This is a genomic window from Paenibacillus terrae (assembly GCF_000943545.1).
In the GTDB taxonomy this organism is placed as follows: domain Bacteria; phylum Bacillota; class Bacilli; order Paenibacillales; family Paenibacillaceae; genus Paenibacillus; species Paenibacillus terrae_A.
Map to the genome: position 1 here is coordinate 26,841 of NZ_JTHP01000018.1, position 26,377 is coordinate 53,217.

General features: G+C 47.1%; 27 protein-coding genes and 1 pseudogene. 16 read left to right on the forward strand and 12 right to left on the reverse strand.

All coding sequences use genetic code 11. From position 1 onward, the window contains the following. Positions 1-20 precede the first annotated feature (20 nt). The 3 genes from QD47_RS11065 to QD47_RS34140 all read left to right on the forward strand — a co-directional run bounded on the left by QD47_RS11065 (position 21) and on the right by QD47_RS34140 (position 2,792). Entirely contained in the window at positions 21-992 is a 972-nt protein-coding gene (locus QD47_RS11065) for an ABC transporter ATP-binding protein (protein ID WP_044646181.1), read from the forward strand. A 230-nt stretch (positions 993-1,222) separates the two neighbouring features. Continuing rightward, complete coding sequence (locus QD47_RS11070; RefSeq protein ID WP_044646182.1) at positions 1,223-2,248, forward strand: polysaccharide pyruvyl transferase family protein; 1,026 nt, start codon at positions 1,223-1,225, stop codon at positions 2,246-2,248. A 193-nt stretch (positions 2,249-2,441) separates the two neighbouring features. Next, a complete protein-coding gene (locus QD47_RS34140) occupies positions 2,442-2,792 on the forward strand; it encodes a glycoside hydrolase family 3 C-terminal domain-containing protein (RefSeq protein ID WP_412177971.1) in 351 nt (116 codons plus the stop codon). Between the two features lie 211 nt (positions 2,793-3,003). Here QD47_RS34140 and QD47_RS31575 read toward each other — a convergent pair whose 3' ends face one another. The 3 genes from QD47_RS31575 to QD47_RS31580 are packed head-to-tail and all read right to left on the reverse strand — an operon-like array spanning position 3,004 to position 3,899. Beyond that, positions 3,004-3,285 (reverse strand): transposase, encoded by a 282-nt coding sequence (locus QD47_RS31575; protein ID WP_161797173.1) that lies wholly within the window; start codon positions 3,283-3,285, stop codon positions 3,004-3,006. Then, positions 3,168-3,470 carry a hypothetical protein gene (locus QD47_RS32510; protein ID WP_200893420.1) on the reverse strand — a complete coding sequence of 101 codons (303 nt, stop codon included), beginning with the start codon at positions 3,468-3,470 and terminating at the stop codon, positions 3,168-3,170. Before QD47_RS32510 ends, QD47_RS31575 begins: the two co-directional genes overlap by 118 nt. A 39-nt stretch (positions 3,471-3,509) precedes the next feature. Beyond that, positions 3,510-3,899, reverse strand: a complete 390-nt coding sequence (locus tag QD47_RS31580; RefSeq protein WP_152643794.1) for a hypothetical protein — start codon at positions 3,897-3,899, stop codon at positions 3,510-3,512. 336 nt (positions 3,900-4,235) lie between these two features. Here QD47_RS31580 and QD47_RS11080 point away from each other — a divergent pair, with 336 nt between their 5' ends. From QD47_RS11080 to QD47_RS11115, 8 genes are all read left to right on the forward strand, one after another. After that, entirely contained in the window at positions 4,236-5,129 is an 894-nt protein-coding gene (locus tag QD47_RS11080) for an ABC transporter ATP-binding protein (protein WP_044646183.1), read from the forward strand. A gap of 10 nt (positions 5,130-5,139) precedes the next feature. Beyond that, entirely contained in the window at positions 5,140-5,940 is an 801-nt protein-coding gene (locus QD47_RS11085; RefSeq protein ID WP_044646184.1) for a hypothetical protein, read from the forward strand. 85 nt (positions 5,941-6,025) lie between these two features. Beyond that, positions 6,026-6,502 carry a glutathione peroxidase gene (locus QD47_RS11090; protein ID WP_044646185.1) on the forward strand — a complete coding sequence of 159 codons (477 nt, stop codon included), beginning with the start codon at positions 6,026-6,028 and terminating at the stop codon, positions 6,500-6,502. Between the two features lie 387 nt (positions 6,503-6,889). Further along, positions 6,890-8,251 (forward strand): FAD-dependent oxidoreductase, encoded by a 1,362-nt coding sequence (locus tag QD47_RS11095; protein WP_044646186.1) that lies wholly within the window; start codon positions 6,890-6,892, stop codon positions 8,249-8,251. Positions 8,252-8,760: 509 nt separating this feature from the next. Then, positions 8,761-9,609, forward strand: coding sequence for a formate/nitrite transporter family protein (locus tag QD47_RS11100; protein WP_044646187.1), 849 nt, complete (start codon positions 8,761-8,763; stop codon positions 9,607-9,609). A gap of 359 nt (positions 9,610-9,968) precedes the next feature. Next, the gene (locus tag QD47_RS11105; RefSeq protein ID WP_044646188.1) at positions 9,969-12,101 is read left to right on the forward strand and encodes a molybdopterin-containing oxidoreductase family protein; all 2,133 of its coding nucleotides are present in this window, start codon (positions 9,969-9,971) and stop codon (positions 12,099-12,101) included. 47 nt (positions 12,102-12,148) lie between these two features. Next, positions 12,149-13,402 carry an MFS transporter gene (locus QD47_RS11110; protein WP_044646189.1) on the forward strand — a complete coding sequence of 418 codons (1,254 nt, stop codon included), beginning with the start codon at positions 12,149-12,151 and terminating at the stop codon, positions 13,400-13,402. Positions 13,403-13,505: 103 nt separating this feature from the next. Next, complete coding sequence (locus QD47_RS11115; RefSeq protein ID WP_044646190.1) at positions 13,506-14,000, forward strand: GNAT family N-acetyltransferase; 495 nt, start codon at positions 13,506-13,508, stop codon at positions 13,998-14,000. Between the two features lie 108 nt (positions 14,001-14,108). Here QD47_RS11115 and QD47_RS11120 read toward each other — a convergent pair whose 3' ends face one another. Further along, positions 14,109-14,657 carry a GNAT family N-acetyltransferase gene (locus tag QD47_RS11120; RefSeq protein ID WP_044646191.1) on the reverse strand — a complete coding sequence of 183 codons (549 nt, stop codon included), beginning with the start codon at positions 14,655-14,657 and terminating at the stop codon, positions 14,109-14,111. 84 nt (positions 14,658-14,741) lie between these two features. After that, positions 14,742-15,467 (reverse strand): hypothetical protein, encoded by a 726-nt coding sequence (locus QD47_RS11125; RefSeq protein WP_044646192.1) that lies wholly within the window; start codon positions 15,465-15,467, stop codon positions 14,742-14,744. A 208-nt stretch (positions 15,468-15,675) separates the two neighbouring features. On the opposite strand from QD47_RS11125, the gene QD47_RS11130 reads away from it, so the two are divergent. Then, on the forward strand, positions 15,676-17,355 hold the full coding sequence (locus QD47_RS11130) for a glutamine--tRNA ligase/YqeY domain fusion protein (RefSeq protein ID WP_044646236.1): 1,680 nt from the start codon (positions 15,676-15,678) through the stop codon (positions 17,353-17,355). 180 nt (positions 17,356-17,535) lie between these two features. Here the strand turns inward: QD47_RS11130 and QD47_RS11135 are convergent, their stop codons facing one another. After that, positions 17,536-18,759 (reverse strand): MFS transporter, encoded by a 1,224-nt coding sequence (locus QD47_RS11135; RefSeq protein ID WP_044646193.1) that lies wholly within the window; start codon positions 18,757-18,759, stop codon positions 17,536-17,538. 195 nt (positions 18,760-18,954) lie between these two features. Here QD47_RS11135 and mobA point away from each other — a divergent pair, with 195 nt between their 5' ends. Together mobA and QD47_RS11145 are read left to right on the forward strand one after the other, a co-directional pair. Further along, a complete protein-coding gene (mobA, locus tag QD47_RS11140; RefSeq protein WP_044646194.1) occupies positions 18,955-19,635 on the forward strand; it encodes a molybdenum cofactor guanylyltransferase in 681 nt (226 codons plus the stop codon). Positions 19,636-19,721: 86 nt separating this feature from the next. Continuing rightward, positions 19,722-20,335 (forward strand): annotated as a pseudogene (locus tag QD47_RS11145) (LysE/ArgO family amino acid transporter). Positions 20,336-20,346: 11 nt separating this feature from the next. Here QD47_RS11145 and QD47_RS11150 read toward each other — a convergent pair. Together QD47_RS11150 and QD47_RS11155 are read right to left on the reverse strand one after the other, a co-directional pair. Further along, entirely contained in the window at positions 20,347-20,811 is a 465-nt protein-coding gene (locus QD47_RS11150; RefSeq protein WP_044646195.1) for a DUF3592 domain-containing protein, read from the reverse strand. A gap of 364 nt (positions 20,812-21,175) precedes the next feature. Next, positions 21,176-21,631, reverse strand: coding sequence for a VOC family protein (locus QD47_RS11155; protein WP_044646196.1), 456 nt, complete (start codon positions 21,629-21,631; stop codon positions 21,176-21,178). Between the two features lie 159 nt (positions 21,632-21,790). Between QD47_RS11155 and QD47_RS11160 the strand changes: the two genes are divergently transcribed. Then, positions 21,791-22,225: an Lrp/AsnC family transcriptional regulator gene (locus QD47_RS11160; protein WP_044646197.1), complete on the forward strand. Its 435-nt coding sequence runs from the start codon at positions 21,791-21,793 to the stop codon at positions 22,223-22,225. A gap of 88 nt (positions 22,226-22,313) precedes the next feature. Here the strand turns inward: QD47_RS11160 and QD47_RS11165 are convergent, their stop codons facing one another. The 4 genes from QD47_RS11165 to QD47_RS11180 all read right to left on the reverse strand — a co-directional run bounded on the left by QD47_RS11165 (position 22,314) and on the right by QD47_RS11180 (position 24,573). Then, a complete protein-coding gene (locus QD47_RS11165) occupies positions 22,314-23,246 on the reverse strand; it encodes a 1-phosphofructokinase family hexose kinase (RefSeq protein WP_044646198.1) in 933 nt (310 codons plus the stop codon). A gap of 14 nt (positions 23,247-23,260) precedes the next feature. Beyond that, a complete protein-coding gene (locus QD47_RS11170; RefSeq protein ID WP_044646199.1) occupies positions 23,261-23,575 on the reverse strand; it encodes a DMT family transporter in 315 nt (104 codons plus the stop codon). Then, positions 23,575-23,916: a DMT family transporter gene (locus QD47_RS11175; protein WP_014278502.1), complete on the reverse strand. Its 342-nt coding sequence runs from the start codon at positions 23,914-23,916 to the stop codon at positions 23,575-23,577. Before QD47_RS11175 ends, QD47_RS11170 begins: the two co-directional genes overlap by 1 nt. A gap of 63 nt (positions 23,917-23,979) precedes the next feature. Next, positions 23,980-24,573 (reverse strand): TetR/AcrR family transcriptional regulator, encoded by a 594-nt coding sequence (locus QD47_RS11180; protein WP_044646200.1) that lies wholly within the window; start codon positions 24,571-24,573, stop codon positions 23,980-23,982. A gap of 266 nt (positions 24,574-24,839) precedes the next feature. Between QD47_RS11180 and cls the strand changes: the two genes are divergently transcribed. Next, positions 24,840-26,351: a cardiolipin synthase gene (cls, locus tag QD47_RS11185; protein ID WP_044646201.1), complete on the forward strand. Its 1,512-nt coding sequence runs from the start codon at positions 24,840-24,842 to the stop codon at positions 26,349-26,351. Positions 26,352-26,377: the final 26 nt, after the last annotated feature.

Consider the following 26,377-nt stretch of genomic DNA (forward strand, 5'->3'; position numbering starts at 1 on the left):
TCATTGTAGGAGGTGGGCTTATGCCACAAATAGAATTATCAAATGTGACTAAGGATTATAAAATCCGCAATCGTGAAAGCAATCGTTCCGTTTTTGCAGAATTTATTAGACCTCGCTATACAAAAAAATGCGCTGTGAGAAATATCAATTTTACCGTCGAACAAGGAGAGATGGTGGGCTTTATAGGTCCAAATGGTGCAGGTAAATCTACAACAATTAAAATGCTTACGGGTATCCTTACTCCTAGTTCGGGTACAGTGCGTGTGTTTGGCCATGATCCTTGCAAGAACCGAACAATGAACGCCCTTAAAATTGGGGTATTGTTTGGGCAACGTTCTCAAATGCTATGGGATTTACCTGTGCGTGATACTTTTGAAATGTTTAAGATTATGTACAAAATCAAGCCCCAGGATTATAAACGTCAGCGAGATAGACTTATTGAAATGCTGGATATGGGTGATTTTTTATCTCAGGCTGTGAGACAGTTAAGCTTGGGGCAACGTATGCGGGCTAATTTGGCATTATGCTTTTTGCATCAACCTCAAGTAGTTTTCCTTGATGAGCCAACCATAGGTTTAGACGTGCTTGTTAAAGATAGAGTTCAGGAATTTTTGAAACAAATTAACAAAGAGGAGAATACCACTATTCTACTTACCACGCACGATACTAAAGATATTGAAGAAGTGGCTCAAAGGCTCGTGTTAATCGACAAGGGAAAACTATTATTTGATGGTGAACAAATTGATTTCCACGAAAAATATAAAGAAACCGAGTATATTTTAGAGGTTGAGTTCGATCAGTCTATACCACCAATAATTCACGAACATTTTCAATTGCAAAGAGTCGAAACGCAAAAACATTTCTATAAAATCCTTCATAATCAAATGCGAACGGGAGAAGCTATCAGCTATGTTGCTTCCCGGTATAATGTGGTGGATATTCGGGTACGAGAATCGTCGCTGGAAGATATTTTGAAAAGTTTGTATAAATAGTAAGAATATAAATAATAAAACTAAGCGAAGGATTTATGAACTGTTCAAAAATAACTTGTGTTAGTGAGATGGATGCAAAAACGGCGGTTTTTGAGCTAATTGGATAGTCAAATAAATCATTTTAGGATGATTTATTACGCTATACTGTTGCAAAATTCAAATTTATGTAGACTTTTCGGCACTTTTCTTTCATTCCTGTTTGTGCCGACTTAGTCGGAATGGAGATTATTATGAAAAGAGTTGGAATTATTACTCTTTATTACAAAAACTATAATTACGGTGGCCAACTTGGAGCTTATGCACTGCAAAAAGCTATAGCTAAGTTAGGATTTCATTGTGAGCAAATTACATTCAAGTGGCTAAACGAATACACCTTACAAGCATATGAAAGTGCTAAAAGTGCTGAACATTTTAGGACTTTTTCCGAAAGCATTCCCCACAGCGAACGCTTATATACAGTATCTGATATTGCAGAATGTGTTGATGATTACGATATTTTTGTTTGCGGTAGCGACCAAATATGGGGTTTACCATGGGTTATTTCCGATGACATTTTACCCTGTATGGCACTTTCTTTTGTTCCAGCATCAAAAACGAAAACTGCATACGCAGCAAGCATGGGAGGAGCAGAAATAGAGCCCGATCGAAAAAATATCCTTGCTCCACACGTTAATTCCTTAGACTTTGTTTCTGTTCGTGAAAAAAGTGCAATCCCTTTTGTGAAAACGATGAAAAATGGAGAGGTTACTCATGTATTGGATCCTGTAATGCTTCTTGATAAATCCGAATGGGATGATATAGCTGCTACTCCGCCAGAAAAAGCCTATATACTCACTTATGATTTACGAGATACAGGGGTTCAGGAATATGCTGAAGCACTTTCACAAAAGTACGGATACGAGATTATATCTCTTGCAACTGCTGGAGCAGCTACGTTTGGTCCGAAGGAATTTGTAGGGTACATAAAACACGCTAAGTATTTTATTACTAGTGCTTTTCATGGGGCTGTTTTTGCCATTTTATATAAGGTTCCATTTTTGGTTTTCCCGGTATCTGATAATCCACAAGACCCCAAATCAATGGATTCAAGACTGATAGCTCTGCTGGATACGTTTGGCTTATCTTCTTGCTATGTTTACGATACATCAAATATTCCAAATATTGATGATGTTACTTTTCATCATATAGACGAATCAAAAACAAGTGCATTTCGTCATGATTCACTTCAATTTCTTAAAGATGCTTTGGAATCTTAAAATAAACCAAAGCATGTGTGCGCTAGGCGAGGGCATTTTACAAATGCGGATGAGTGTTGTCAAACATGAAGGAAGGGTTAATTTATGAAAGGAATATTTGACGAATTTTGACCTTGATATTCAAAAGACAATGGTTAGTGGCCGTGACAGCGGAGCAGAACATGTATGGCGAAGCCCGTAGCGTATAAGGCTACTGGAAGAAATACGCCGTTTTAATAAAAACATTGTAGCCGTAGTATGCGCGGGCCTTCCCCTTGCCCTTGAAGGCCCGTCTATTTACGCCAAAGCCATGTTATACGCCTGGCACAGCGGTATTGAAGCGGGCAGAGCCGTTTCCGATATATTGTTTGGTAATGTGAACCCCTCATCCAAACTTCCCGTGACCTTTCCCCGCAGTACGGGGCAAATCCCTATCTACTATAACTACCGTGCCTCTAGCCGCCCCACAGATGAGTATTACGGGGAGTTCTTTGTTGTGAATTTCTTGTATCTCCACTATACATTCGATTCAGTTCCACGCCTGTTGATTAACCATAATAAGTAATTTAATTCATAAAACTAGAAGTACTCTGGAGAAGAATGCGTTGAATTAGAATTAGCCATTCACCAGGCAGTTTGTGAAGAAGGGAAAGTCGGGAAAATCGGGCAAAGGAAAGAATGGCGTGTTTGGGCCACGTCGTTTGAGCAGCATCAAATAGCCATTTGAGCAGGACATAGACGATGAGCGCGCAGAACAGTTGCCCATAGACCGCATTTTAGGTCGTACCAAACAGCGTTGGAATATTCAAATGTTGCTTGATCCAACGAAAAAAAACCTCAATCTGCCATCGAGCTTTATACATCTGTGCGATTTGTTCTACCGTGACCTGCATTAAATCGGTCACGACTCGGATGTCTCGGCCTTCAAAATCTTGAAACATCACCACACGATGACGCTGCTTGGAACGACACTGCGGTGTCCCCAATTGGCAAGTGATATCTCGAATGACGGATGAATCTGTCTTTGGGAGACGAGAAAGGGCATGAGGTCTTTCCAAATGAACGTTGTCGCGAAGCCGAATGACGTTTTTGAAGTCATCCAGACGCTCCAGTTTCCATAAGCACGATCCATCACCAAAATGTAGTCTGGCTGAGCCAGCGCTTCACTCATAGGGCCCTCATGCTTGGAACCCAGCGATTCGACGACCTGAAGAGGTCGCCCGTTTTCGGCTCGTAAAGCCACATGAAGTTTAATGCCAGAACGCTCTCCGTGATAAGGAGCTCAGGGGAGTCGTGTTTTTCCCACCGTCACGGTCGTTGAATCGATGAGGAGTAATTCTTTGGGAAACGTAAGTTTTCGGCGTGTTTCTCGGCTACACTTGTGAATGACCCGATGTAAAAGCTCCTGAAATAGAGCAAAAGGGACTTCGGCGGCTTTGGTAGAAAAACAAGAATAATGAACTACAGGCAGGCCACTGCGATTGGCATGATCCACACCCGAACGATAACCGTCCCATTGTTCTAAAGCAGCTGTACACCAGTAATGAAGTAAGTGGGTTACCGTGAATTTACGGGCTTTGTCTTCATAATCAACTTCCTTGACAACGTTTTGCACTTCTTCTGGTGTCAGAATGGATTGAAGGATAGATGTAATCGTGATAGACTTTTTCATGGAGTCGTCACCTTTCGGTTAAGTTTGTAGAGGTACAAACATTTTACCGAGTTGACGGCTTTTTTTCTACCATTTAGTGGTTAATCAACAGGTGTGTCTCAATGTAGATATAGTTTTGAGTTTAATCATGAGCATCCTTGCCTTGGTTGGAAGATGTGATTCGAAATTTTGAGGAAATATTGGATGATATGCACTGTATGATATAGGGAATATGCCAATCAATACTTGATAATGATTATCAATATCTTTATTATATAAAGATAGAATGAAGTTTTGATGAATAACGTGCATTAAGCCCGTGACTATATATTAGATAAGGGAAAGGAATGATTCCGAATGTTTCGTCTGAAAACGGCTAATCTGGATATTGCTTATGAAGATCGGTTGATTGTGGAGGATCTGAACGTAGAAATACCGCAAGGGAAAATCACAGCCTTGGTGGGCGCAAATGGTTCTGGCAAATCCACCATTCTGAAGACGATGGCTCGCATCATGAATCCTAAGGGCGGCAGCGTTCTGCTCGACGGTAAATCCATTCATAAGCAATCCACCCGGGAGGTAGCGAAGCAGTTGGCTATTTTGCCGCAAAATCCGACTGCACCGGAAGGATTGACTGTGACGGAACTGGTATCTTACGGACGTTTCCCCTATCAAAAAGGCTTTGGCTCTATGAAAGCAGATGATCGTAAAATGGTAGAGTGGGCCATTCAGGTGACAGGAATGAGCGAGTTCCACGATCGCCCGATCGACCAGCTTTCTGGCGGGCAGCGCCAGCGTGCATGGATTGCCATGGCGCTTGCGCAGGATACTGATATTTTGTTTTTGGATGAGCCGACTACCTTTTTGGATATGGCGCATCAATTGGAAGTGTTGCATTTGTTAGAGTATTTGAACACTTCGGCCGAACGTACCATTGTCATGGTCGTGCATGATTTGAACCATGCAGCCCGGTACGCCCAGCATATGATCGCGATCAAAAAAGGGAAGGCCGAGGCTGTAGGAACGCCAACCGAGGTCATGTCCCCTGACGTGCTGCGCGAGGTGTTCGGTATTGAAGCGGATATCGTAACAGATCCTCGTACAGGTGTACCGCTGTGTCTTCCATATGCTTTGGCCGGACAACCAGCCGTAAGCCAAGCCGTAAAGGGATTGAAGCTGGAGGAGAATCATGTAGTGGGCTCCGTTTCCGAGCGGCGTGAAGCCAGACCACAGGTAGCGGCAAGAGGATAAAGGAGACCTAATGAAACCACTGGATTATGATCAGCTTGAGCAGTTGGCGCGAATAGTGACAGACACACCAGAAGATGCGGTATACTCCGGGCCTGTGGCAGAATGGCTTGAACCGGATAAGCTTGGCTCTGTGATGGAGTATTATGGTGAGTTGCTGCGTGCGGAAGACGGCTTGACCACAGCCGTTTATTTTGTGAACCAGTTGCGTGGTCTTGTGTTTGCTCAGCATTTTATGGTGTCTTTGTGTGAACGCCGTCTCGATCTGTCGGTTTCCAATCTCAGATTTCATATTTGTTATCAAGGGAAATATCCCGCCATCAGCTTTCAGGTCATTGACACAACTGAGCTGGACAACATCAGGCAAGACGAGCATCATTCATCCGGGCAGGCGCAGCAGGTGTTGCGTGACTTTTACAGCTTGCAGATCAGGCCGATACTGGAGGCGATGGCTTCGGTAGGAGGTGCATCTGTTGGACAGATGTGGGGACAGTTCCCGCTGACTTTGCTGTATTTTAAGGACAGAGTACAGCCATCGCTAGCCGATCCACAGGATGTGGAGCATTTTGAACAAGATTATGATTATGTGACACGGGAGCTGGAGGGAGAGGTATTCGGGCGTAAAAGAAACCCGTTTACGGTTCGTCTCGTTGAGCTGGATAACCCTTACCGTCCCGGTGAGAAGGCATATATGAAACCGTCCTGCTGCCAATATTACAAGACAGGTGGAGGCCAGCGGTATTGTTTTGCGTGTCCAAGGATGTCCGCTTCAGAACGTGAAGAACGCAGACTCGAAGTGGTGGCGTCTCGCTAAAGTCGAGGGATGTTGGCGTGTCCGTCTCGTTTTGGGTAAAATAGGTGATGAAACTTAAACCAAGCGAAACAAAGGAGGATGCTATATGTCTGTCTATTCACATCATGCTGTAACACCAGCGAATCAGGAGGTTCCTCTGGATACCTACACCGGTAAGGTGCTGGTCATCGCAAATACCGCAAGCAAATGCGGACTTACCCCGCAATATGGGGATTTGCAAAAGCTATATGATGAATATAAGGATCGGGGACTGGTTGTATTAGGCTTCCCTTGTAACCAATTTGGCGGTCAGGAGCCGGGCAGCAGCGAGGAAGCGGCTGAATTTTGCCAACTGAATTACGGGGTTAATTTCCCGGTATTCGCTAAAGTGGACGTTAACGGTCCGGATACAGCACCTCTGTTTGAATTTTTGAAAAAGCAGCAGCCTGGAGAGCAGGAAGATGGCACGATTCAATGGAATTTCACGAAATTCATTGTGGATCGTGAAGGTGTGCCTGTGGGGCGCTTTGAACCCAAGGAATCACCAGAGGCGATGAAAGCGGCTATCGAGCAACTCCTGTAATAGCTTCCAGCTTAGTCAGAAATATGCGTTTAGATAAGGTTGAATTTCCGGTGTTTTTCCGGGGTTCGGCCTTTTTTATTGTCTGAATTTCACATTAGGTTGATCGTTGCAGTAGCATTTGGAAGCCTGATAAAAGGCATAATCAAGCCCCGTACGGGAAAAACTGAATGAAGCAAAGAGTCGTTTCAGCAAACGGCTGACTTTGTATCTTCCTGACTTTAAAAATGTGGACAAATTGTGAATATCATAGAAAGCTATTGCAATGTGAAAAATGTCACATTATAATAAGCGCATGAAGTGAAATAAATCACAATCAATAACACAGTTACGTGTAACAATTCACAATTATTATACATTGTATGCCCACACACCAAGGAGGAATTCAACATGAAAGTAGCAGTTATCGGATGTACACACGCAGGTACGGCAGCCATCGTCAACACAGCCAAATGTTATCCAGATGCAGAAATTACCGTTTACGAGCGTAATGACAATATTTCGTTTTTATCCTGTGGTATTGCTCTGTACGTAGGTGGTGTCGTCAAAGATCCGCACGGATTGTTTTATTCTTCCCCGAATGAACTGGCTGAGTTGGGTGTCGTGACCAAGATGCTTCATGAGGTAACGAATGTCGATACAGCAGGCAAAACGCTGCAAGCACGCAATCTCCAAACAGGAGAAGAATTCACGGACACCTTTGATAAATTAATTGTAACTACAGGCTCGTGGCCTATTATTCCGAAGCTGGAAGGTATTGAGCTTGATCATATTCTGCTCTGCAAAAACTATAATCATTCCAATGACATCATTGAGAAAGCCAAGCATGTACAGAACATTACAGTTGTCGGAGCCGGATATATCGGTGTTGAGCTGGTGGAAGCTTTTCAAATGAACGGCAAGAACGTAACGCTGATCGACAGCGCTGATCGTATTTTGAATAAATATTTGGACCCGGAATATACAGACCGAATTGAAGGTTCCTTGAAGGAACATGGCATCAAGCTGGTGCTGGGAGAAACAGTGAGCCGTTTTGAAGGAAGTAACGGTAAGGTGAATAAAGTGGTTACATCCAAAGGAGAATATGAAACAGAGCTTGTTATTCTCTGCATCGGCTTCCGTCCTCAAACGGATCTGCTTAAAGGTCAGGTAGACATGCTGCCCAACGGCGCGATCATTGTGGACAATTATATGCAAAGCAGCTGCCCGGACGTATTTGCCGCAGGCGATAGCTGTGCAATCCGCTACAACCCGACAGGCAAATCAGCTTATATTCCATTGGCAACCAACGCTGTTCGTATGGGTACGCTGGTGGCACGCAATTTGGTTCAGCCGACTATTGCCTATATGGGAACACAGGGAACTTCGGGTATTAAAATTTATGAAGATAATATTGCAGGAACAGGTTTGACGGAAGCGGCAGCAGCGGACGAAGGCATGGCTGTAGAGGCTGTAACCATTGAGGACAGCTACCGTCCTGAATTTATGCCAACCTCGGAAAAGGTGCTGCTGAAGGTTGTATATGAGCAGGAAACACGGAGAATTGTCGGAGCACAAATTATGTCGAAGGTAGATTTGACCCAATCGATTAATACCCTGTCGGTGGCCATTCAAAATCATATGACCATTGATCAACTGGCCTTTGTGGATTTCTTCTTCCAGCCGCATTATAACAAACCTTGGAATTTCTTGAATGCAGTGGGTTTGCAAGCCTTGCCGCCGATATCTGAACGGAAGCCAGTTACTGTATAATCCATTTTGTCTGTGACATTGTTCATAAGTTTGTCAACAATATGAGACGTATGGACGAATCCTTATAGTACAATATAGAGTAGCATAAGGATTAGGGGGTAAGTAGCTTATGGATTTGTTTTATATCCTTTTTCTTGTAGTCGTGGCGCTGGGAGGCCTCGGTGGAGTTATTTGGTTCCTGAGAGCAGTTGAAAAGGAAGAATACAACTAAATGTAAAGCGCATAGTAGCGCAGTAGACGTAATAATACATGAAAAACAGTCCTTTATCCAAGGGCTGTTTTTTTTAATATTTCAGTATTTTGCATCATTCGATTCCCAACGCTCGAAAGTACAATATATAGACGAATTAAACCGTTTCGATCTATATATTGCTGATTTGAAAACGCTCTTGGGATTTATGCAAAATACTCATTCAATAAAGTGATTTTTTTCACAAACAAAATCACTGATTTTAAATAAAATATGAGAGAGAACATTCGAGTAAAAAGATGTTAAAGGAGCGGAATATATGGCAAGTTATAAACCGGGGCAGATTGCTGAAAAGACGGTGGAAACAGGAGTGGCCAAAGCGAACAATCCATGGACTGTGGCAGTGGTATTGGGATTTTTGGCAGGTGCATTTATTGCGCTTGGTTTTTTGCTGGATATACGTGTTATCGCAAGTGCGCCCAAAGAATGGGGAAGTATTGCTACTTTTATTGGAGCAGCCGTGTTCCCTGTAGGTCTGGTATTGGTATTGATCGGAGGCGGAGAATTACTGACCGGTAATATGATGGCTGTACCTTTGGCGAGATGGGCAGGACGGATTAAGACCGGGGCGATGTTCCGTAATTTGGCGATTATTACGCTTAGTAATTTTGCAGGTGCGTTGTTTGTTGCCTTTTTCTTTGGTCATGTGCTGGGTTTAACCGAGACAGGACCTTACTTGGACAAAGTGGTGGATATGGCGGGACACAAGCTGCATGAAAGCTTTTTGCAATCGTTTATATCCGGTATTGGATGTAACTGGCTGGTAGCGCTGGCTGTATGGTTGGCGTATAGCACGGATTCGATCGGCGGCAAAATTATGGGGATCTGGTTCCCGACGATGGCCTTTGTAGCTATCGGATTTCAGCACGTTGTAGCCAATATGTTTCTGATTCCGGCGGCTATTTTCGCAGGTCATTTTTCATGGGCAGATTATGTCATGAACTTCATTCCGGTTTGGCTGGGGAATTTGGTGGGAGGAAGCATGTTCGTAGCTGGAGCTTACTGGTTGGCATATTTGAAAAAACCTCATTCCGCTGTACATCCTGTGAATGATTCATCTCAGGCACCCTCGTCTACTGCAACAACTCCGTTGAGTGACCATGCCTGATTAAGCTGGGCTTAGAAAATGGCAACAAAGCAAATCCGCCATGACAGGTCCGGGGGAACGAAACCTGTCATGGCGGATTTTTTTGGGAGTGGTCCATGATTTGGCATGGAGGATGAGTGTGCTCTCGTCCAGAATGCCTTGATCTCTTTTACCCTTGGTATTCATTACTGAAACAGGTATTGTCAAAAAATAATATAGAATATTAGAAATCCGTTTTGCTGGGAGCAGCAAGCGGATTTTTTGAGCTTTGTGGACGGATTTAGGTTGGCAAAATCCTTCTCTTGCCATAGGACATAGCTGTATATATGATAAGAACAGTGTAATTTTTGGAAACGGTAACGGAAAGGAGCATCAACATCATGGATCATCGCAACAGCGCGCCTCCTGAGGCTGTGCTTCAGCAAGACTTGCAAAGGGGGCAGCGAACGACGGAGCGTACGGACGGTGTTTTTCCGGCTGTATGTCCGCTGGATTGCCCGGATACGTGCGGGCTCCTGCTCCACAAGGAAGATGGAAAGATCGTCAAGGTGACCGGTAATCCGGATCATCCCATTACAAAAGGGGCCATTTGCAACAAAGTACGCAATATGACGGAGCGAGTGTATGACCCCGAGCGGCTGCTCTATCCGTTGAAGCGTGTAGGTCCCAAGGGGCAAGGGAAGTTCGAACGAATTAGCTGGGAAGAGGCAGTGGATACCATTACAGGCCGCTTCAAGGAACTGATTCGCACGGACGGCCCGGAATCTATTCTCCCCTACAGCTTTTATGGCAATATGGGCGTGTTGAGTGTGGACGGGATGGATCGCCGTTTTTTCAATGCGCTGGGTTCAAGCCAACTGGACCAGACGATTTGCAGTGTGGCTGGGAATGAAGGCTGGGCATCCGTCATGGGTTTTAAGGGTGGCACCAGTCCGGAGGATACAGAGGATGCTGACCTCATTATTGTATGGGGTGGAAATATCATCAGCACCAATATGCATCAGGTGGTATTGGCCGAGAAGGCACGTAAAAAAGGTGCCAAGGTGATCGTCATTGATGTCCACCGCAATCGGACAGCGCAATGGGCGGATTGGTTCATTCCGCTCTACCCGGGAACGGATACTGCGCTCGCGCTGGGTGTTATGCACGTACTGTTCGAGCAAGGGCTGACGGACGATGAATTTTTGCGCCGCTATACGGTCGGTCATGAGGAACTGCGCGAGCATGTGAGGGCATATACCCCGCAGCGGGTCTCACGTATTACAGGTGTGCCGGAGGTAGATATTATTCGTCTGGCGGAGATGTACGGACAGGCGCGAGCGGCGTATATCAACATTGGCAACGGGCTTCAACATCACGATAATGGCGGCATGAATGTACGCGCGGTTACATGCTTGCCAGCGCTCACCGGGCAATGGCTGAAGCACGGCGGGGGAGCATCACGTTCCAATGGGGCTTACGGCAAATTCAACGGTGCCAACCTGGCGCGTCCTGATCTGCGTAAGAACCCGGATGCCCGGGTGATCAACATGAACCAAATCGGCGAAGCGCTGCTACAGAAGGACGAGCCGATCAAGGCGCTGTTCGTGTATTGCAGCAATCCGGTTGTCGTAGCACCTGATGCTGATCGGGTGACGCAGGGGTTTGAACGGGAGGATCTGTTTACGGTCGTTCACGACCTGTTCCTCACCGATACGGCCCGCTATGCGGATATTGTACTGCCTGCGGCGTCTTCTTTTGAAGGCACAGACCTGTATAAATCGTATTGGCATCATTATATCCAGATGCAGGAGCCTGTTATTGCTCCACTCGGGGAAAGCAAAAGCAACTATGAGCTGTTTAGCCTGCTTGGACAGGCTATGGGCTTTGATGAGGCTGCTTTCACGGAAAGCGAAGAGGACATGATCACGGGTGCACTTGATAACCCGACGAATCCTTATCTCAACGGTGTGACCTTGGAAGCCTTAAAAAAGTCACCTTTTGTCAAACTGGACATGACGCCAAAGGCTACCTATCTGGATCGTCTGACTACGCCTTCGGGCAAGATTGAGCTGTATTCAGCAAAGATGAAGCAAGCGGGTCTGCCCGAGATGCCTTCGTATGTGCCGCTGATCGAAGGATATGACGGAGAGCATCGACCGCAAGCGGACGAGCGGTTCCCGCTGATGTTTATTTCGCCACCGAATCATAATTTTCTGAATTCAACGTTCGCGAATTTGCCCAAGCATCAGCGGCTGGAACGGGAACCTTTGCTGCAAATTCACCCGGAGGATGCTCAGGCAAGAGACATCGCGGACGGTGATCCGGTTACGGTATGGAACGACCGGGGAACGTATGAGCTGGAAGCCAAGGTCACGGATCTGATGCTGCCTGGTACGGTGATTAGCCAAGGTTTATGGTGGGAAGGTAAAGGACGCAGACAGCGTGCCAATGTGTTAACCTCTGATCGGCTGTCGGATATGGGGCGGGGGGCTACTTTCTTTTCAACGGTGGTGAATGTGAAACGCCAATGAAATAATGTGTTGTTATGGTGTCAGATGCTAAAGGAGAAACAAAATATATGAAATGGTTGGATTCTTATCCGAAAGAAGTGAAAGTGTTTCTCGTCGCCAGCCTGATTAATTCCGCCGGAAGCTCTCTAATGTGGCCGTTGGTTAGCATGTATGTGTTTGACGAGCTGCACCGCAGTATGGGAGATGCGGGGATTGCGATTTTGGTGCAGTCTCTGGGCGGGATTTTTGGTCAGGTGTTAGGAGGAGCCCTTTATCACCGCATTGGGGCCAAAAAACTGATTGTCGGCTCGCTGGCAATGAACGCGTTGGGACTTCTCACGCTTCCGTTTACCAGCGGTCACTGGATTGCGTTTGTTATTATGATGGGCTTTATCGGCTTTTTTAATGTCGTATCTGTGCCCGCGATTCAGGCATTTGTAGGTTTTCGCTTTGCTGACCGCCGTGGAGAGCTGTTCAACATTATCTATGTTGCCAATAATATAGGGGTGGCGTTGGGAACGGGACTGAGCGGCGTTCTGGCCGATCTCTCCTATCAGCTCAGCTTTGTCATGAACGGGATTACCTCTGCGGTATTTGCCGGATTTTTCTGGTCCTATCTGAGCAGGGTAGATCGGGAAGAGGGGGAAGTTCAGCTCAGCAAGTCCGTGAAGAAAAGAACAGAGGAAATACCAGCGCGGCTGCTTTTCCGTGATACCAGGCTGTATCTCTTCGTCGGGTTGGGCTCGCTCTTTTTATGGTTCGGTAATTCGATCTGGAATACGGGAGTGTCCCCGTATATTATTGAGCAGGGCTTGCCTAAAACGATGTACGGGCTACTATGGACACTGAACGGTGTGCTTATTTTTGCTGCACAGCCGATTATTTTCTGGCTCAAGCGTCTTTATGCCCGGCATGCTTCGGCTCAAATGACGTGGGCCGGAGGATTTTATTTGGTAGCCTATATTGTCATGCTAGGCACACAGAACTATACGGGGATGATATTCGCCATGGTTTTGGCAACCCTGGGAGAGATGCTGATCGCACCAGCGGTTCCAGCATTTTTGTCCGACCACGGAGGTCGGGGAGCACCTTTTTACATCGGCTTAGTAGGGGGGATTGGCGCTGCCGGACGGGTGATGGGGCCTTATATTATGGGGAGGCTATATGATGGCGGAGGTCTGCCACCCACACTTTGGCTGGCAGCGGGCGTGGCGGTTTTGTCCATCCTGTTCTTTATTCTGCATAGCGGATTGAACCGTTCCCGCTGTGAAGAGGCTGCTTTTGAGACTACTACGTCCAAGGCAGACGTTTCCAGTTCTTAAGTCCTAATAAAGACTGTGACAAGCTCGTGATTATGGTACAATAAATGACGAATGGTTGCTGCCTATACTTCAGGAAAGCCTTCACAGGAAGGATTGAAAGAAATTGCTTACAAGTCAACCCCTGACGATACGTCATTCGGAGATGAAGGATGCTCCTGATCTGATTGCGCTGGATGAATTGGTATGGAATGAACGAACGGCCCCCGCCTCGCTGTCATGGAAGTCGCGTGGGGAGTTTTTGCGCAATACGCCTCCGGGCTCTCAACTGGTCGCTATCGAACAGGGAGTGCTCTGCGGTTATATCGGATTTCGTTCTCCAACGCTGTTGGCTAGTAATTGCCATGTATTGGAAATAAATATAGCCGTGCATCCAGCCTATCACCGCAAAGGTATTGGGATGGCGCTTATGAACGCCATGAAGGATATTGCAGCCGCTGAGGGCATTCGCAAGTTAAGCTTGCGGGTACTCTCGTGCAACACGGAGGCCCTAATGTTTTATGAAAAATGCGGATTCTCGATCGAAGGACGTTTGCATGAGGAGTTTTACATAGCAGGCCAATTCGTGGACGATGTGTTAATGGCCTATTTCTTAAAATAGACATGGATTCTATAGCGCAATCAGTTTCTTATAGCATCCTATAAGCCGTTCATAAGGAACAGCGCCGCAGACCCTAAACGGGTTGCGGCGCTGTTTTATGGTGCAAGGTTACCGAAGCTGTTTCCACTCGCTCTGGAGCATGCCGTACACAGCATGGTTCATATAGCCGTCGGGCAGCAGTTCCGCTTCGCGGATAATACCTTCGAGCACGAAGCCCAGACGCTCCGGGATCCCCCGGCTGCGGCGGTTGGTGGTGGCGCAACGGATTTCGATCCGGTGAAGGTCCAGCTCTATCAGCGCATACTCGATGAATACGCGGCATGCGCTGGTCATAAGACCTTGTCCTTCGTAACCGTGTCCAAGCCAGTATCCAATGCTGACCGAACGGTGAGTCCAATTGACTTCATGGTAGCTGATGATGCCAGCCAACTCATTATCCAGCCAGATTCCGGCGGTCACGCTGCCGTTCTCTGCGGCTTGCTTTAAGGCGCTCTGCACAAACTGCTCTGTGTGGCTGACTTCCGTGGTGGAATCCACCCATGGAAGCCACTGACGCAGGCGGTCACGGGACATTTCGATCAGCTCAAACAGAGGCTGCACATGCTCCTTGGTGAGCGGACGAAGGACGGTGCGTTCGTCCAACGCGTATGTAAACATGATTGATCCCCTCTTTCACTCGGAAAATCGCTAAACCAGCCAGTCTAGCATTTAATCCCATGCTACCTTATTCTGCGAGAGTCGTCAAAATGGAGAGGAAGCTGCAAACTCAATAGGTCCCACCCGGAACCGTCCATGCTCATATACATACTTCAGCTCCAAATCCCCTACAAATTCGGTTGGGGATACGCTGCCCGATACGGTGGCGCGCAGAGGGGGCTGTTCGGCATCGTACATGACGACAGAGCTGAAATCGAGACGGTTTGTAAAATGGGCTGGATCATCGTAAAACGCCGATGCTTTGGGGTCGATCGTGTGTGTGATGCCATCAATCGTAACTGCAATATGCACCTGCTGGTTGTGGTCACGCAGCTTCACACTGCTATGGACACGCTGAGATACGGCATCTGTCGCCGATTCAACCGCATACTCTTCCATTGTCTGTGCGTTGACGATATGAAGCTCCTGCAATTCGACACCCGTGCCTGAAGCACGGGTCAGGATGACTACAGCTTCGTGAACGCCATCGCCGTTTACATCCGTATAGTACAACTGTGGTGTGGTAGCGACATCTGCTGAGCCTGACCATGCGAATGTACGACGCTGCTGGCCGATTTCCAGCGTGGCTGTACGGAATAGCCCCTGGGACGGCTCCTCAACATACAATTTGACGGATGAGTCTTCAGGAGCGACGGCTAACGGACGAGATTGTATGGGTTCAGGTGCCGGATCCGGTGAAGGATGACCGGAAATTATACCGGAAGAGGACAAAAGCATAGACAGCAGGATTACGATGAGTAGCTTAAACACGGGTGGGTTCTCCTTTTCCGGGTAAAATAAAAGATATATACACTATAACGAATTTATTTGTCAGAAATGTTAACTCTTTTTCATAACTTGTTACTTTTTGGACTGAAGAGGGCATAAGGTTTTTCATTTTATTGAGTTATGCGGTGTGAAAGGGTATATTTAAGGGAACAGATTTTGTACAGATTACACGGAAGAAAGGTTGATTAGCGTGGAGAAGCCGATCACTCCCCCCAATTTTATTAAGAGTGTCATTGAAGAGGACTTACGTACTGGTAAGGTAAAGGAAGTTGTTACACGCTTTCCACCGGAGCCGAACGGATATTTGCACATTGGACATGCCAAAGCCATCTGGATCAATTTCTCGTTGGGAGATGAATTCGGAGGACGCACCAACCTGCGTTTTGACGATACGAATCCGGCGAAGGAAGACACGGAATACGTGAACTCCATTCAGGAGGACGTGAAGTGGCTCGGTTATGAATGGGAGGAAAAACATTTTGCCTCCAACTATTTTGACGAAATGTACAAACGCGCCGTTCTGCTGATCCAAAAGGGTAAAGCCTACGTGGACGATCAAAGCGCGGATCAAATCCGCGAAACTCGTGGCACACTGACCGAACCGGGGCAAAACAGTCCTTACCGTGAACGTAGCGTGGAGGAAAATTTCAAGCTGTTCGAAGAAATGCGTGCAGGGAAATACCAAAACGGTGAAAAGGTGCTGCGTGCCAAAATTGATATGGCTTCGGGAAATATTAATTTACGTGATCCGGTGATTTACCGTATTTCGCATACCGAGCATCACAACACGGGTGGCAAATGGTGCATTTACCCGATGTATTCCTACGCTCATCCGCTGGAGGATGCCATCGAGGGTGTAACGCACTCACTCTGTTCGCTGGAGTTTGAGGATCAGCGTCCGCTGTACGATTGGGTTGTAGCTGAATGCGAGATGGAAAAGGTACCGCACCAATACGAATTTGGACGGCTGAACCTGGCTCAAACCGTAACCAGCAAGCGTAAACTCAAGCTTCTGGTAGATGAGAAGCATGTAGACGGTTGGGATGATCCGCGTATGCCAACGATTTCCGGTTTGCGCCGCCGTGGCTATACGCCGGAAGCTATCCGGAGCTTTGTATATGAGACGGGCATTTCCAAAGCCTACGGCGTGATCGACCTGCAAGTGCTGGAGCATTTTGCACGTGAGGACTTGAAGCTACAGGCACCTCGTACAATGGCGGTCATTGATCCGTTGAAGGTGGTCATTACGAACTATCCTGAAGGTCAGGTTGAAATGCTGGAAGCGGAAAACAACACGGAAAATCCGGAGCTGGGCACACGCCAAATTCCGTTTTCGCGTGAGATTTATATCGAGCGTGAGGATTTCATGGAGAATCCGCCGAGCAAATACTTCCGCCTGTTCCCTGGCAATGAAGTACGCCTCAAGCATGCTTATTTCATCAAATGTAACGATGTCATTAAAGATGCGGATGGTCATGTAACGGAAATCCATTGTACCTACGATATAGAAACCAAGAGCGGATCTGGCTTTACCGGACGTAAAGTCAAAGGCACAATCCATTGGGTGGAGGCTACTCAGGCCGTTTCTGCTGAATTCCGCCTGTATGAGCCTTTGATTAACGCAGAAGATCCGGAAGCGGTTGAAGAGGATGGAACGGAAAAAACCTTCCTCGACCAATTGAATCCAAACTCTCTGGAAATTGCTCACGGCTTTGTCGAGCCGAATATGAAGGAAGCACAATCGCAGGACAAGTTCCAATTTTTCCGTCATGGTTATTTTAGTGTCGATCCGAAGCTTTCCAAGCCGGGTGAGCCCGTATTCAACCGTGTGGTATCACTGAAAAGCTCTTTCCAATTGCCTAAGCAATAGGTTATTGGAAAGCATGGGACGGATGGCAGCCTCGTGCGACCAAGTCAAAAAGGAGTCTGCCATCGGCAGACTCCTTTACTTTACGCTCACGGGCTTCATATATAATGATAGTTGGCGGTACTAGACATCCCTGTCTGTAAGGGGCAAGCAAGAGAAGGGTGTTATATTCCTCGGGTGTTGTTAAGGGGCTTCTTCTGCTTGTTTGTGGTCTTCGGCATGATAGGGCTTGTAACCGTTCTTGTACAGCATATACCACATGATGGCGAATCCTATAAAGCCGAGCAAGGCAAAGAAGACACCTGCATTGTACATCATTTCGCCACCGAAATTCTGAAACAGCCAGCCTCCTGCAAAGCCTGCTACGATGCCAGATATCCCGCTCCACGTCAACGTATATACGGCCTGCCCGGATGAGCGGTAAGCTATCGGTGTGAACAGGACGGTCAACTGGGTGCCTACATAGAAATATCCACCGAAGGTGACGCAATGAAGTGCCTGAATGAATACGATCTGAATCGGGTCCGTGGCCAAGGCCATGAGCTCCCAACGTAGAGCAAACAGCAAACTGACAAGGGCCAGACAGCCGACCATCACTGTCATTTTTTTCTTCAAAAAGCGGTCGAACAGCAAAAAAACAATAATTTCGAATATCGATGACATAAAGACAGCAAAACCCAGCATCAGCTTGGACCCGCCCAGTTCGGTGATATACAGGGACATAAAGGCGCTGTTGATCGAATTCGGAATGGATACCAAGATACCCAACAAAATGAAAGATATAAAGTAACCGTTCATTAAAATGCTGCCAAAGCCACGCAAATGAATGGTTGCCGTTTCAACGCTGCTTTTCAGTGGTGGAATCGCCAGGGTACAGATCAGGGCAGCCAGAAGCAGCACAGTAAAGATGGTGGATATACTGGATATTCCCGTTTGGTCAATGATCAGGCCAGCCACTGCCGCCGTCACAGCCCAGCCGAAGGAACCCCATATGCGGAAGGAGCCGAATTTCCGGTCCGTGCCCTCAATGTAGCTGAGAATGAGACTGTTACTTTGGGCGAACAAGGGACTTTGGAAAAAATAAAAACCGATCATCGACACATAAATCATGACATACGTATGGACATGAAATAAAGCTTGCAGTAACAGTAATGTACCTGCAATCATAAACAGCAAAATACGCCGAAGATTACGGCTCTGGTCACTGGTATATCCCCAGAAGGGATTCGCGAATACTGATACAAAAGGCCCAATCGCCATCAGGCTCCCGATCTCAAGCTTGTCCATGCCGATCTCTTGAAGATACAACGGGAAGAAGCTGGAGAAAATGACCATGGCTCCATACAGAAAAAAATTGTACAGCTTTAAGGAGTATAGAGGAGTCTCTTGAATTTCTCTATTTTGCAAGGCAAGCCATTCCTTTCTTAGCCCGGTAGAGAATAAAGCATAGGATGCCGATCTATGGGAAGGTTCTCTATTCAATGTATCATGTGTTGAAAGGGTTAACAAACCAATAAATTAACAATTATGTAATATTAAATTTTGTCCAATAGTTCAAGGGGTTATTTATGAACTATTTCATTGAGAAAAGGGGATGTGGTCGTGAATGTGACTGGTATTATTGTCGCTGGAGGACGTTCCAGTCGAATGGGACAGGATAAGGCCCTGCTTGAGATTCAGGGAGCTACTATGCTTGAACGGACGGCTGCCGCTTTAGAGCAGGTGACCGAGCGGGTTATTGTCGTCACTCGTGACGGGCAGGGGTATGGGACGATTGGTTTGGAGAATGTACCTGATGTATACCCGGGCATGGGACCTTTGGGCGGCATCCATGCAGGTTTGTCTGCTTCTGGAACGGAGTGGGGCATCGTTATCGCTTGTGATATGCCTTTTGTACAGCCAGAGGTGCTGCATGTCCTGCTCGCTGTAACTGAGAAGTGGGCGGAGTTGCAAGGGACGACAGAACCAGCATTGCAAGCTGTAATCTCTTCTGTGGACGGACGTATACACCCGTTGCTGGCTGTGTACCATCAGAGTGTGCTGCCGTCTGCCGAGGAATGTTTGCGCAGTGGACGACTTCGTCTCACTGATTGGTTAGACAAGCTGAACGTTCGTTATGCGAAGGTAGAGGATCTGCCGGGGGTGAGTGAAGACATATGGCATAAGGCCACATTTAACATGAATAATCCGCAGGATTACCAGCTTGCTATAGAGCAGTTGAAGCATAGCGTACAACAGGACACGCAGAACGTGAAAAACTTAAAGGAAACACAGGAGGATTAGGAACGTACAAGCTCTTTGTTCGAGAACTATTTAAGAGAGAAAATACCAGAGAGAATATGATGGAATGAATTTGGGGGAATATATTCATGCTAGAAGCTGTTATCCATGCCGTTTTATTGGCATTAGGGCTGATTTTGCCCTTAGGGGTACAAAATGTATTTGTGTTTAACCAGGGGGCGTCCCAGTCACGGTTTCGCAATGCGTTGCCTGCCGTTATTACGGCAGGTGTCTGTGACACTGTCCTCATTGCGCTCGCTGTTGGGGGCGTATCCCTTATTTTGCAGCGTTTCCTATGGCTTACGAATGTGCTCTATGCAGCAGGCTGTTTGTTTCTGCTCTATATGGCTTGGACCCTTTGGAAGTCGAAGACAGCTTCCTCGGGAGAAAGCCAGCCTATGCCGCCAAAGCGGCAGATGATTTTTGCCGCTTCAGTATCCTTACTGAATCCTCATGCCATTCTGGATACCGTCGGCGTGATTGGAACCAGTTCTCTTCAATATGACGGGGGGAACGCTGGGCTTTCGGACTAGCCGCCGTGTCGGTATCGTGGATATGGTTTATTGGTTTGGCGACGGCCGGACGTCTTGTAGGACGTATGGATTCAGAAGGAAGATTCGGCATCATGCTCAATAAAATATCGGCCTTGATTATTTTAGGTCTGGCTATTTATATGGCGGTAAATTTCATGAACAGCATATGATCCAAACCTTGTTACAAGAAAAATTTCAGTAAAGCGAATACCCCGCTTAAAGCGAAGGGAACACCGATCAGAAACAGCATAACGGCAAGGCAGCCTGCACCATTTACACCGCCTGCAATTAGGGCATCACGAGGGTTCGCCGGATTGTATAATACGTTAATCTTTCTTCCAACCCTGTTGAAGCTCAGATTGGTGCTATAAGGATTCCAGAATTCTACGACTTCACCTGAAGTGGTGTAGAAGCGTACTTTCAATCGGCGGGTGTAGCTGGTATCTACCGGATCATCACGGTCAAAGGGAACGACATCAACGTCGACTTCGATATGCGCATCCACGATTTGCCCCTTGGTACGAACCCAATGGCGTTTGCGATAGCGATGGCGGCGGATCGTTCTGAATCCAAAATAGATGAGTACCAGTCCAAGCAAGCTGAAGAACGGCATCAGCAGTTCGGAGCTAAAATGAAACCAATACACACTGAAATCAATTGAGATGGTAATCTACTCCTTTGCATAGTTGAATCAATTTCATAAATGATTAAGCCAACGAAATGTATACTACATATAGACAAACTAAACCATTTTGATCTATATGTACTCTTAATTAAAGCTACTGAGGGTATTATGAAATTGATTCAGTTTAATATTAAATATAATTTCGTGACCATCCATGTTGGTGAAAAAGGTAGCTTATCAATATATCGGTCCTTTATTAAAATCGTTTTAATTCTTGCAGATTGATCATAGATCGGAGTTAAGTGAAATATGAAAAAGCCCACTTCCTAGGGAAGCGGACTTTTCAGTAAATTTGAAATCATGCTTATAACGATGCTGGCTATTTTTAGTTGGAATAAGACATATCAAAATCTACATCCTCGATAAATTCGATAACCTCGCCATTGGGGCTGTAGATCACAGCGTTTTTTACCACCAGAGGGGGTTCACCAAGCGTGAGCTGATCCGGTTTTACAAAGGTTCTTGCTCCATGAGCAAGGGCTTTTTGGTATATTTCGTTTACATCATCCACATAAAATGCGAAGTGCAGCAAAGCACCGTGGGCAATTTCATCCTCGGAGGAAGCTTTTTTTCCTTGAGCAGGAATGACTGCATCATTATCAAAAATTTCAAGACAGGTTCTTTGATCAGGTGAAATGAGCATGGAAGCTTCCCGAATTTGAAAGGACGGCAGACTCCAATGATGTCCTCTTTTAAATCCCAACACCTCCGTATAAAATGCAATGGTTGCTTGATAATCCTGGGCTTGGATTGCCACATGTGCAAGACCCTTCACGCTCATTCAGAATCTCCCCTTACATATAAGTTAACCTTATTATATGAATAATAATACGGTTCATATATATGAAAAATGAGGAGTTTATACTATATTAGTGATTGAATAAAAGTTAATTTGCACAAAAAACATTACTTTTTAAGATCGAAGCAGGAGGTGCTTGATATGCATCATCACATAGACGATATTGATCACAAAATTATGCAGTTGCTTCAGCATGATGCCCGGATATCTATTTCCCAGATCAGTAAAGAAATCTCGATGTCTCAACCTTCCGTTAAAGAAAGAATGATGAAGCTGGAGGAACGAGGCATTATTTCCGGGTATAGCACCGTATTTAATTTACGGGAGCTGAATCGTGGGACGACCACGTTTATTCTATTAAAGACAGAGTATTGCCAGGAGCTGGTAGATTTTTGTAGAGCAGCGAAGGAGGTCACCGATTTATTTCGCATCAGCGGGGAATTTAATTATCTCATCAAGGTACAAACCGCGTCGGTAGAGGAAATTGCAGAGTTTCAGGATTCACTGGTCAAGTTAGGCCCTTCGAAGTCGCATATTTGTATGAAAAATATACTGGAAAACAGGGTTTTGCTGTAAGTCAGTCGGAGAACAGGACATTTCGAGCATCAAACATTCGCAACATCGAACAAACGAATATTTGGATGGATAAAAAAAGTGACGCCGATTACAACAGCGTCACTGTAATACCCTGCTCCAGACGTTGCACGTCCTGGAGCTCGATCTTTCCGGCCATGGCGTGCAACGCCGCCGCCGTGCCGCAGGCCGCTCCCCGCCGCAGCATGGCCGGGAGCTCCAGCCCCGCCACCGCGCCGGTGACCAGCCCGGCGACCATGGCGTCACCGCTGCCGAGCGCGCTGACAATGTCCGCGTTCGGCAGGCTCACGCGGTAGCGTGCCTCGCGCGTCACCGCCAGCGCTCCGCGCGCGCCGAGCGAGATGACAGCCAGCTGCGCTCCGGCCTCCAGCAGCTGCGCTGCCGCCGCATCAGCGGCATCCGCGCGCGCTGCGTCGATGCCGGCGAAGCGCGCGGCCTCGACCTCGTTAGGCTTCACGAGGTCGGGCCTTCCGCGCAGCCCCAGGCGCAAGGCCTCGCCGCTCGCGTCCAGCGCCACTCGCGCACCGCGCGCCTTCGCCAGCGTGCACAGCTCGGCGTACAGATCCGGCGGGCAGCCCGGAGGCAGGCTACCCGAGAACACGACCCAAGCCGAGTCCGCGGCAAGGGTCGTGATTTTGCGTCGCAGCGTGGCCAGCTCAAGCGGCCCGATAGTCGGGCCGCTTTCGATCAGCTCGGTCTGCGTGCGTGTGGACGGGTCGAGAACGGTAATGGCGAGACGGGTTTCCCCCTGCGCCGTTTCGATGAAATCGGCGCTTACGCCTTCCGCGTTCAACCCGTCGGTGAGCAGCCGTCCGGTGTGTCCGGCGGCAAACCCTGTCGCCCGCACAGGCTCGCCCAAAGTGCGAATGACGCGGGAGGCATTCACGCCTTTGCCGCCCGGCACCGTCAGGCCGCCCTCGATCCGGTGGACGGCATTCAGACCGAAGCCTGCAACCGTGTAGATTTTATCCACAGCCGCGTTAAGCGTTACGGTGGTAATCACAAGGCATCACTCCTTTAAGAAATTAGCTTTAAACCCAGTGCTGCGGCAAGAATCATAGCGATGAACAGGACACGCAATATGCTTTTTTGTTCACCGTACAAGAACATGCCTGTAATCGTGCTGCCGACCGTTCCGATGCCTGTCCATACCGCGTAGGAAGTTCCCATAGGCATACTCTTCATGGCGTAGCTGAGCAGCGAGAAGCTAATGACAAAAGATAGAACCATGAGCATGAGTGCTTTCCAGCCCTTGCCAACCGTAACTCCTTTCATGCCAATGACTCCAAACACTTCCGAGCATCCCGCGATAACCAATGCAATCCAAGCCATTATGCGCCACTCCCTTCCTGAGCATCCCGGTCAGTAACCAATTTCAGGCCTACGACACCTGCCAGCAAAAGCGCGATTAACAGTGTTTTGGACCATTGAAACGGTTCCCCGAACAGTAGCATTTCACCTACAACGGTCCCGCCTGTTCCAAGTCCGGTAAATACAGCGTACACCGTGCCTACAGGCAAACGGCTGGCCGCTTTCATGATCAAATAAAAGCTGGCTATCATAGCCAGCACGGTTACAATCCAGGCGAGTGCAGAATCTGCGTGCTTCAGACCCGAGACCCATACGACCTCAATAAGGCCACCTATAAAAACATAAATCCAGCTGCGATTCATGATGAGCGTTCCCCTTTAAATATAGAATAGTTGTAAATTAATCACTCGTTATGTTCTTGTTCTTCACGCTTCATGAGGCGGGGTTAACGTAATCCCGCGCCAAAAAATAGGCCATGCAGCTTTCAATCTTCGGTGGTAGTTCAGGCTGCCACTATAGAGCAGTTCCACCATGATTCCGTCCAGCAGTGTTATGAAGGATAGAGCCATATCCACTGGCTCCATATGTCCAAAGGGTTCCCTATCTCGTGCATTCCGGAGGATGCGAGTTAATTTTCGCTCCATATTTTCCAGAAAAGGATTAACAATATCCAGAACCTCGGAATACAAAGACACAGGCGGTAAGAAGGAAAAGCGAAGCATAAACTTGGCTGTGTTGTTGCTCTCATATTCCTGTCCCATCCAAAACAGGAAGTCATGCAGCGTATGCTCCAGCGGCTGATCTCTGCGTTCCGAAAAGTATTCAAAAATACGTAAATTCTGCTCTTGAAAAGCGTACCTCGCCACCTGTAGAAACAGATCCTCCTTGCCTTGAAAATGCGCATATATAGAAGGTTTTCGAATACCTACCTCAGCGGCAATATTGCTTAAGGATGCCCCCTCATACCCATTGGCGGCAAATTGGAAAAGAGCGGCTTTTCGAATGTCTTCCATTCCCATCATTTTCACCTACCTAACGTTCGTTAGTTTATTTTTGCACGAAAAAAAGTAAGTGTCAACCCGGGTTTATCCGGTTTTGTTTTGAGTTTTTCTACGGATTCTTTTTTTCTTCATAAATCTTAACAAAAAAGTGGGAAGAAATAAGGTGCTCATGTACAATATAATGAAGATGTCTATTTTTTAAAGATGAATCATCCAGTTCATATATACAGTGTCTGTTTCTTGCTGCTTGATGAGGATGCAGTGCATTGGAAATGAGGTAAATTATGAGGCGAAGCTTACTGGCCGTGTTAATTGCGGCTATGGTTTTTGGTATTTATTATTTTGGCTTGTTTAATTCCATCGGCACAAATGAAGGAACCGTCATCAGTATCTTTTCTACCCTGTCGGTTATCTCCATCAGTCTGATTATTTTTTCGGAGAATCGTAATCCTTCCACCACGATGTCCTGGATTTTGCTGCTGGCCCTGCTGCCAGTGGTTGGACTTCCTCTTTATTTTTTGTTTGGGCAAAATGTGTTCAAACGCCGTAAGTATAACAAAAAGGCATTGCGTGACCAGCAGGCTTACGACCGTATTGAGAAGGATGCCATGCACGTCAAACGGGACTTGACCTATTTTACCGATGAGCAGCAGCAGTTGATGCGTTTGGCACGCAGGCTGGCCCGTTCCCCGATTTATTTTGCGGCGGAAACCCAAATCTTGAACAACGGAGATGAAACCTTCTCCACACTATTGGCGGAACTACGCAAGGCAGAGCATCATATCCACATGGAATACTACATTTTTCGGTCGGATGATATCGGCACCAGCATTCAGGAAATCTTGATCGAAAAGGCCAAAGCTGGCGTCAAGGTGCGGTTTATGTACGATGCGGTGGGCAGCATTCAGCTGTCGAAGACTTTCTTGAAGGAAATGCGGGATGCGGGGGTAGAAGTCGTCGCTTATGGCGGCGCACGGATCTTGTTCTTTTCCAGTCGGGTAAACTACCGTAATCACCGTAAAATTGTGGTTATCGACGGCAATATTGGATTGATCGGCGGTCTGAATGTAGGGGATGAGTACCTCAGCCGCAACAAAGCCTACGGCTTTTGGCGTGACACGCACATGGTCGTAAAGGGCGAGGCTGTGCGGACGCTGCAACTTATATTTTTGCAGGACTGGCTTCATATGACGGGTGAATCGGTGCTGGATAAGGAATATCTGTCCCCCAAAATCGAGCCAATTACGGACGGAGGCGTGCAGATTATTGCCAGCGGCCCGGATAATGAGCGAAGAGTGCTCAAAAATCTGTTCTTCTCCATGATCACATCCGCCCGCAAATCGGTATGGATTGCCACGCCTTACTTTATCCCGGATGAAGATATTTTGACCGCACTGCGGATGGCGGCTCTGTCCGGTTTGGACGTGCGGATTCTGTTTCCTGCGAAACCGGACAAGTGGCTGCCGTTCCTCGCATCCCATTCGTACTTTCAAACGTTGCTGGAGGTTGGGGTCAAGGTATATGAGTATGAAAAAGGCTTCCTTCACTCCAAGCTCCTCATTATTGACGGGGAGGTTGCGACCATCGGGACGGCTAATATGGACATGCGTAGCTTCCACCTGAATTTTGAAGTGAACGCTCTGTTGATCCGAACTCATAGTGTACAGCAGATGGTGGCGGATTATGAGCGGGATTTGCAGTCTGCCAGCCTGATCGTCCGCGAGGAATTTATGAAAAAGCGTCTGTTCAAGCGTTTGATGGAATCCCTCGCCCGGCTGCTTTCACCGCTGCTGTAGGTTTGATGAATAAAGTAAGCACGCTA

Coding starts and splice junctions, on each gene's coding strand:
- QD47_RS11065 (WP_044646181.1), top strand. CDS start 21: ATGCCACAAATAGAATTATCAAATGTGACTAAGGATTATAAAATCCGC.
- QD47_RS11070 (WP_044646182.1), top strand. CDS start 1,223: ATGAAAAGAGTTGGAATTATTACTCTTTATTACAAAAACTATAATTAC.
- QD47_RS31580 (WP_152643794.1), bottom strand. CDS start 3,899: ATGAAAAAGTCTATCACGATTACATCTATCCTTCAATCCATTCTGACA.
- QD47_RS11080 (WP_044646183.1), top strand. CDS start 4,236: ATGTTTCGTCTGAAAACGGCTAATCTGGATATTGCTTATGAAGATCGG.
- QD47_RS11085 (WP_044646184.1), top strand. CDS start 5,140: ATGAAACCACTGGATTATGATCAGCTTGAGCAGTTGGCGCGAATAGTG.
- QD47_RS11090 (WP_044646185.1), top strand. CDS start 6,026: ATGTCTGTCTATTCACATCATGCTGTAACACCAGCGAATCAGGAGGTT.
- QD47_RS11095 (WP_044646186.1), top strand. CDS start 6,890: ATGAAAGTAGCAGTTATCGGATGTACACACGCAGGTACGGCAGCCATC.
- QD47_RS11100 (WP_044646187.1), top strand. CDS start 8,761: ATGGCAAGTTATAAACCGGGGCAGATTGCTGAAAAGACGGTGGAAACA.
- QD47_RS11105 (WP_044646188.1), top strand. CDS start 9,969: ATGGATCATCGCAACAGCGCGCCTCCTGAGGCTGTGCTTCAGCAAGAC.
- QD47_RS11110 (WP_044646189.1), top strand. CDS start 12,149: ATGAAATGGTTGGATTCTTATCCGAAAGAAGTGAAAGTGTTTCTCGTC.
- QD47_RS11120 (WP_044646191.1), bottom strand. CDS start 14,657: ATGTTTACATACGCGTTGGACGAACGCACCGTCCTTCGTCCGCTCACC.
- QD47_RS11155 (WP_044646196.1), bottom strand. CDS start 21,631: ATGAGCGTGAAGGGTCTTGCACATGTGGCAATCCAAGCCCAGGATTAT.
- QD47_RS11160 (WP_044646197.1), top strand. CDS start 21,791: ATGCATCATCACATAGACGATATTGATCACAAAATTATGCAGTTGCTT.
- QD47_RS11170 (WP_044646199.1), bottom strand. CDS start 23,575: ATGGCTTGGATTGCATTGGTTATCGCGGGATGCTCGGAAGTGTTTGGA.
- QD47_RS11175 (WP_014278502.1), bottom strand. CDS start 23,916: ATGAATCGCAGCTGGATTTATGTTTTTATAGGTGGCCTTATTGAGGTC.
- QD47_RS11180 (WP_044646200.1), bottom strand. CDS start 24,573: ATGGGAATGGAAGACATTCGAAAAGCCGCTCTTTTCCAATTTGCCGCC.
- cls (WP_044646201.1), top strand. CDS start 24,840: ATGAGGCGAAGCTTACTGGCCGTGTTAATTGCGGCTATGGTTTTTGGT.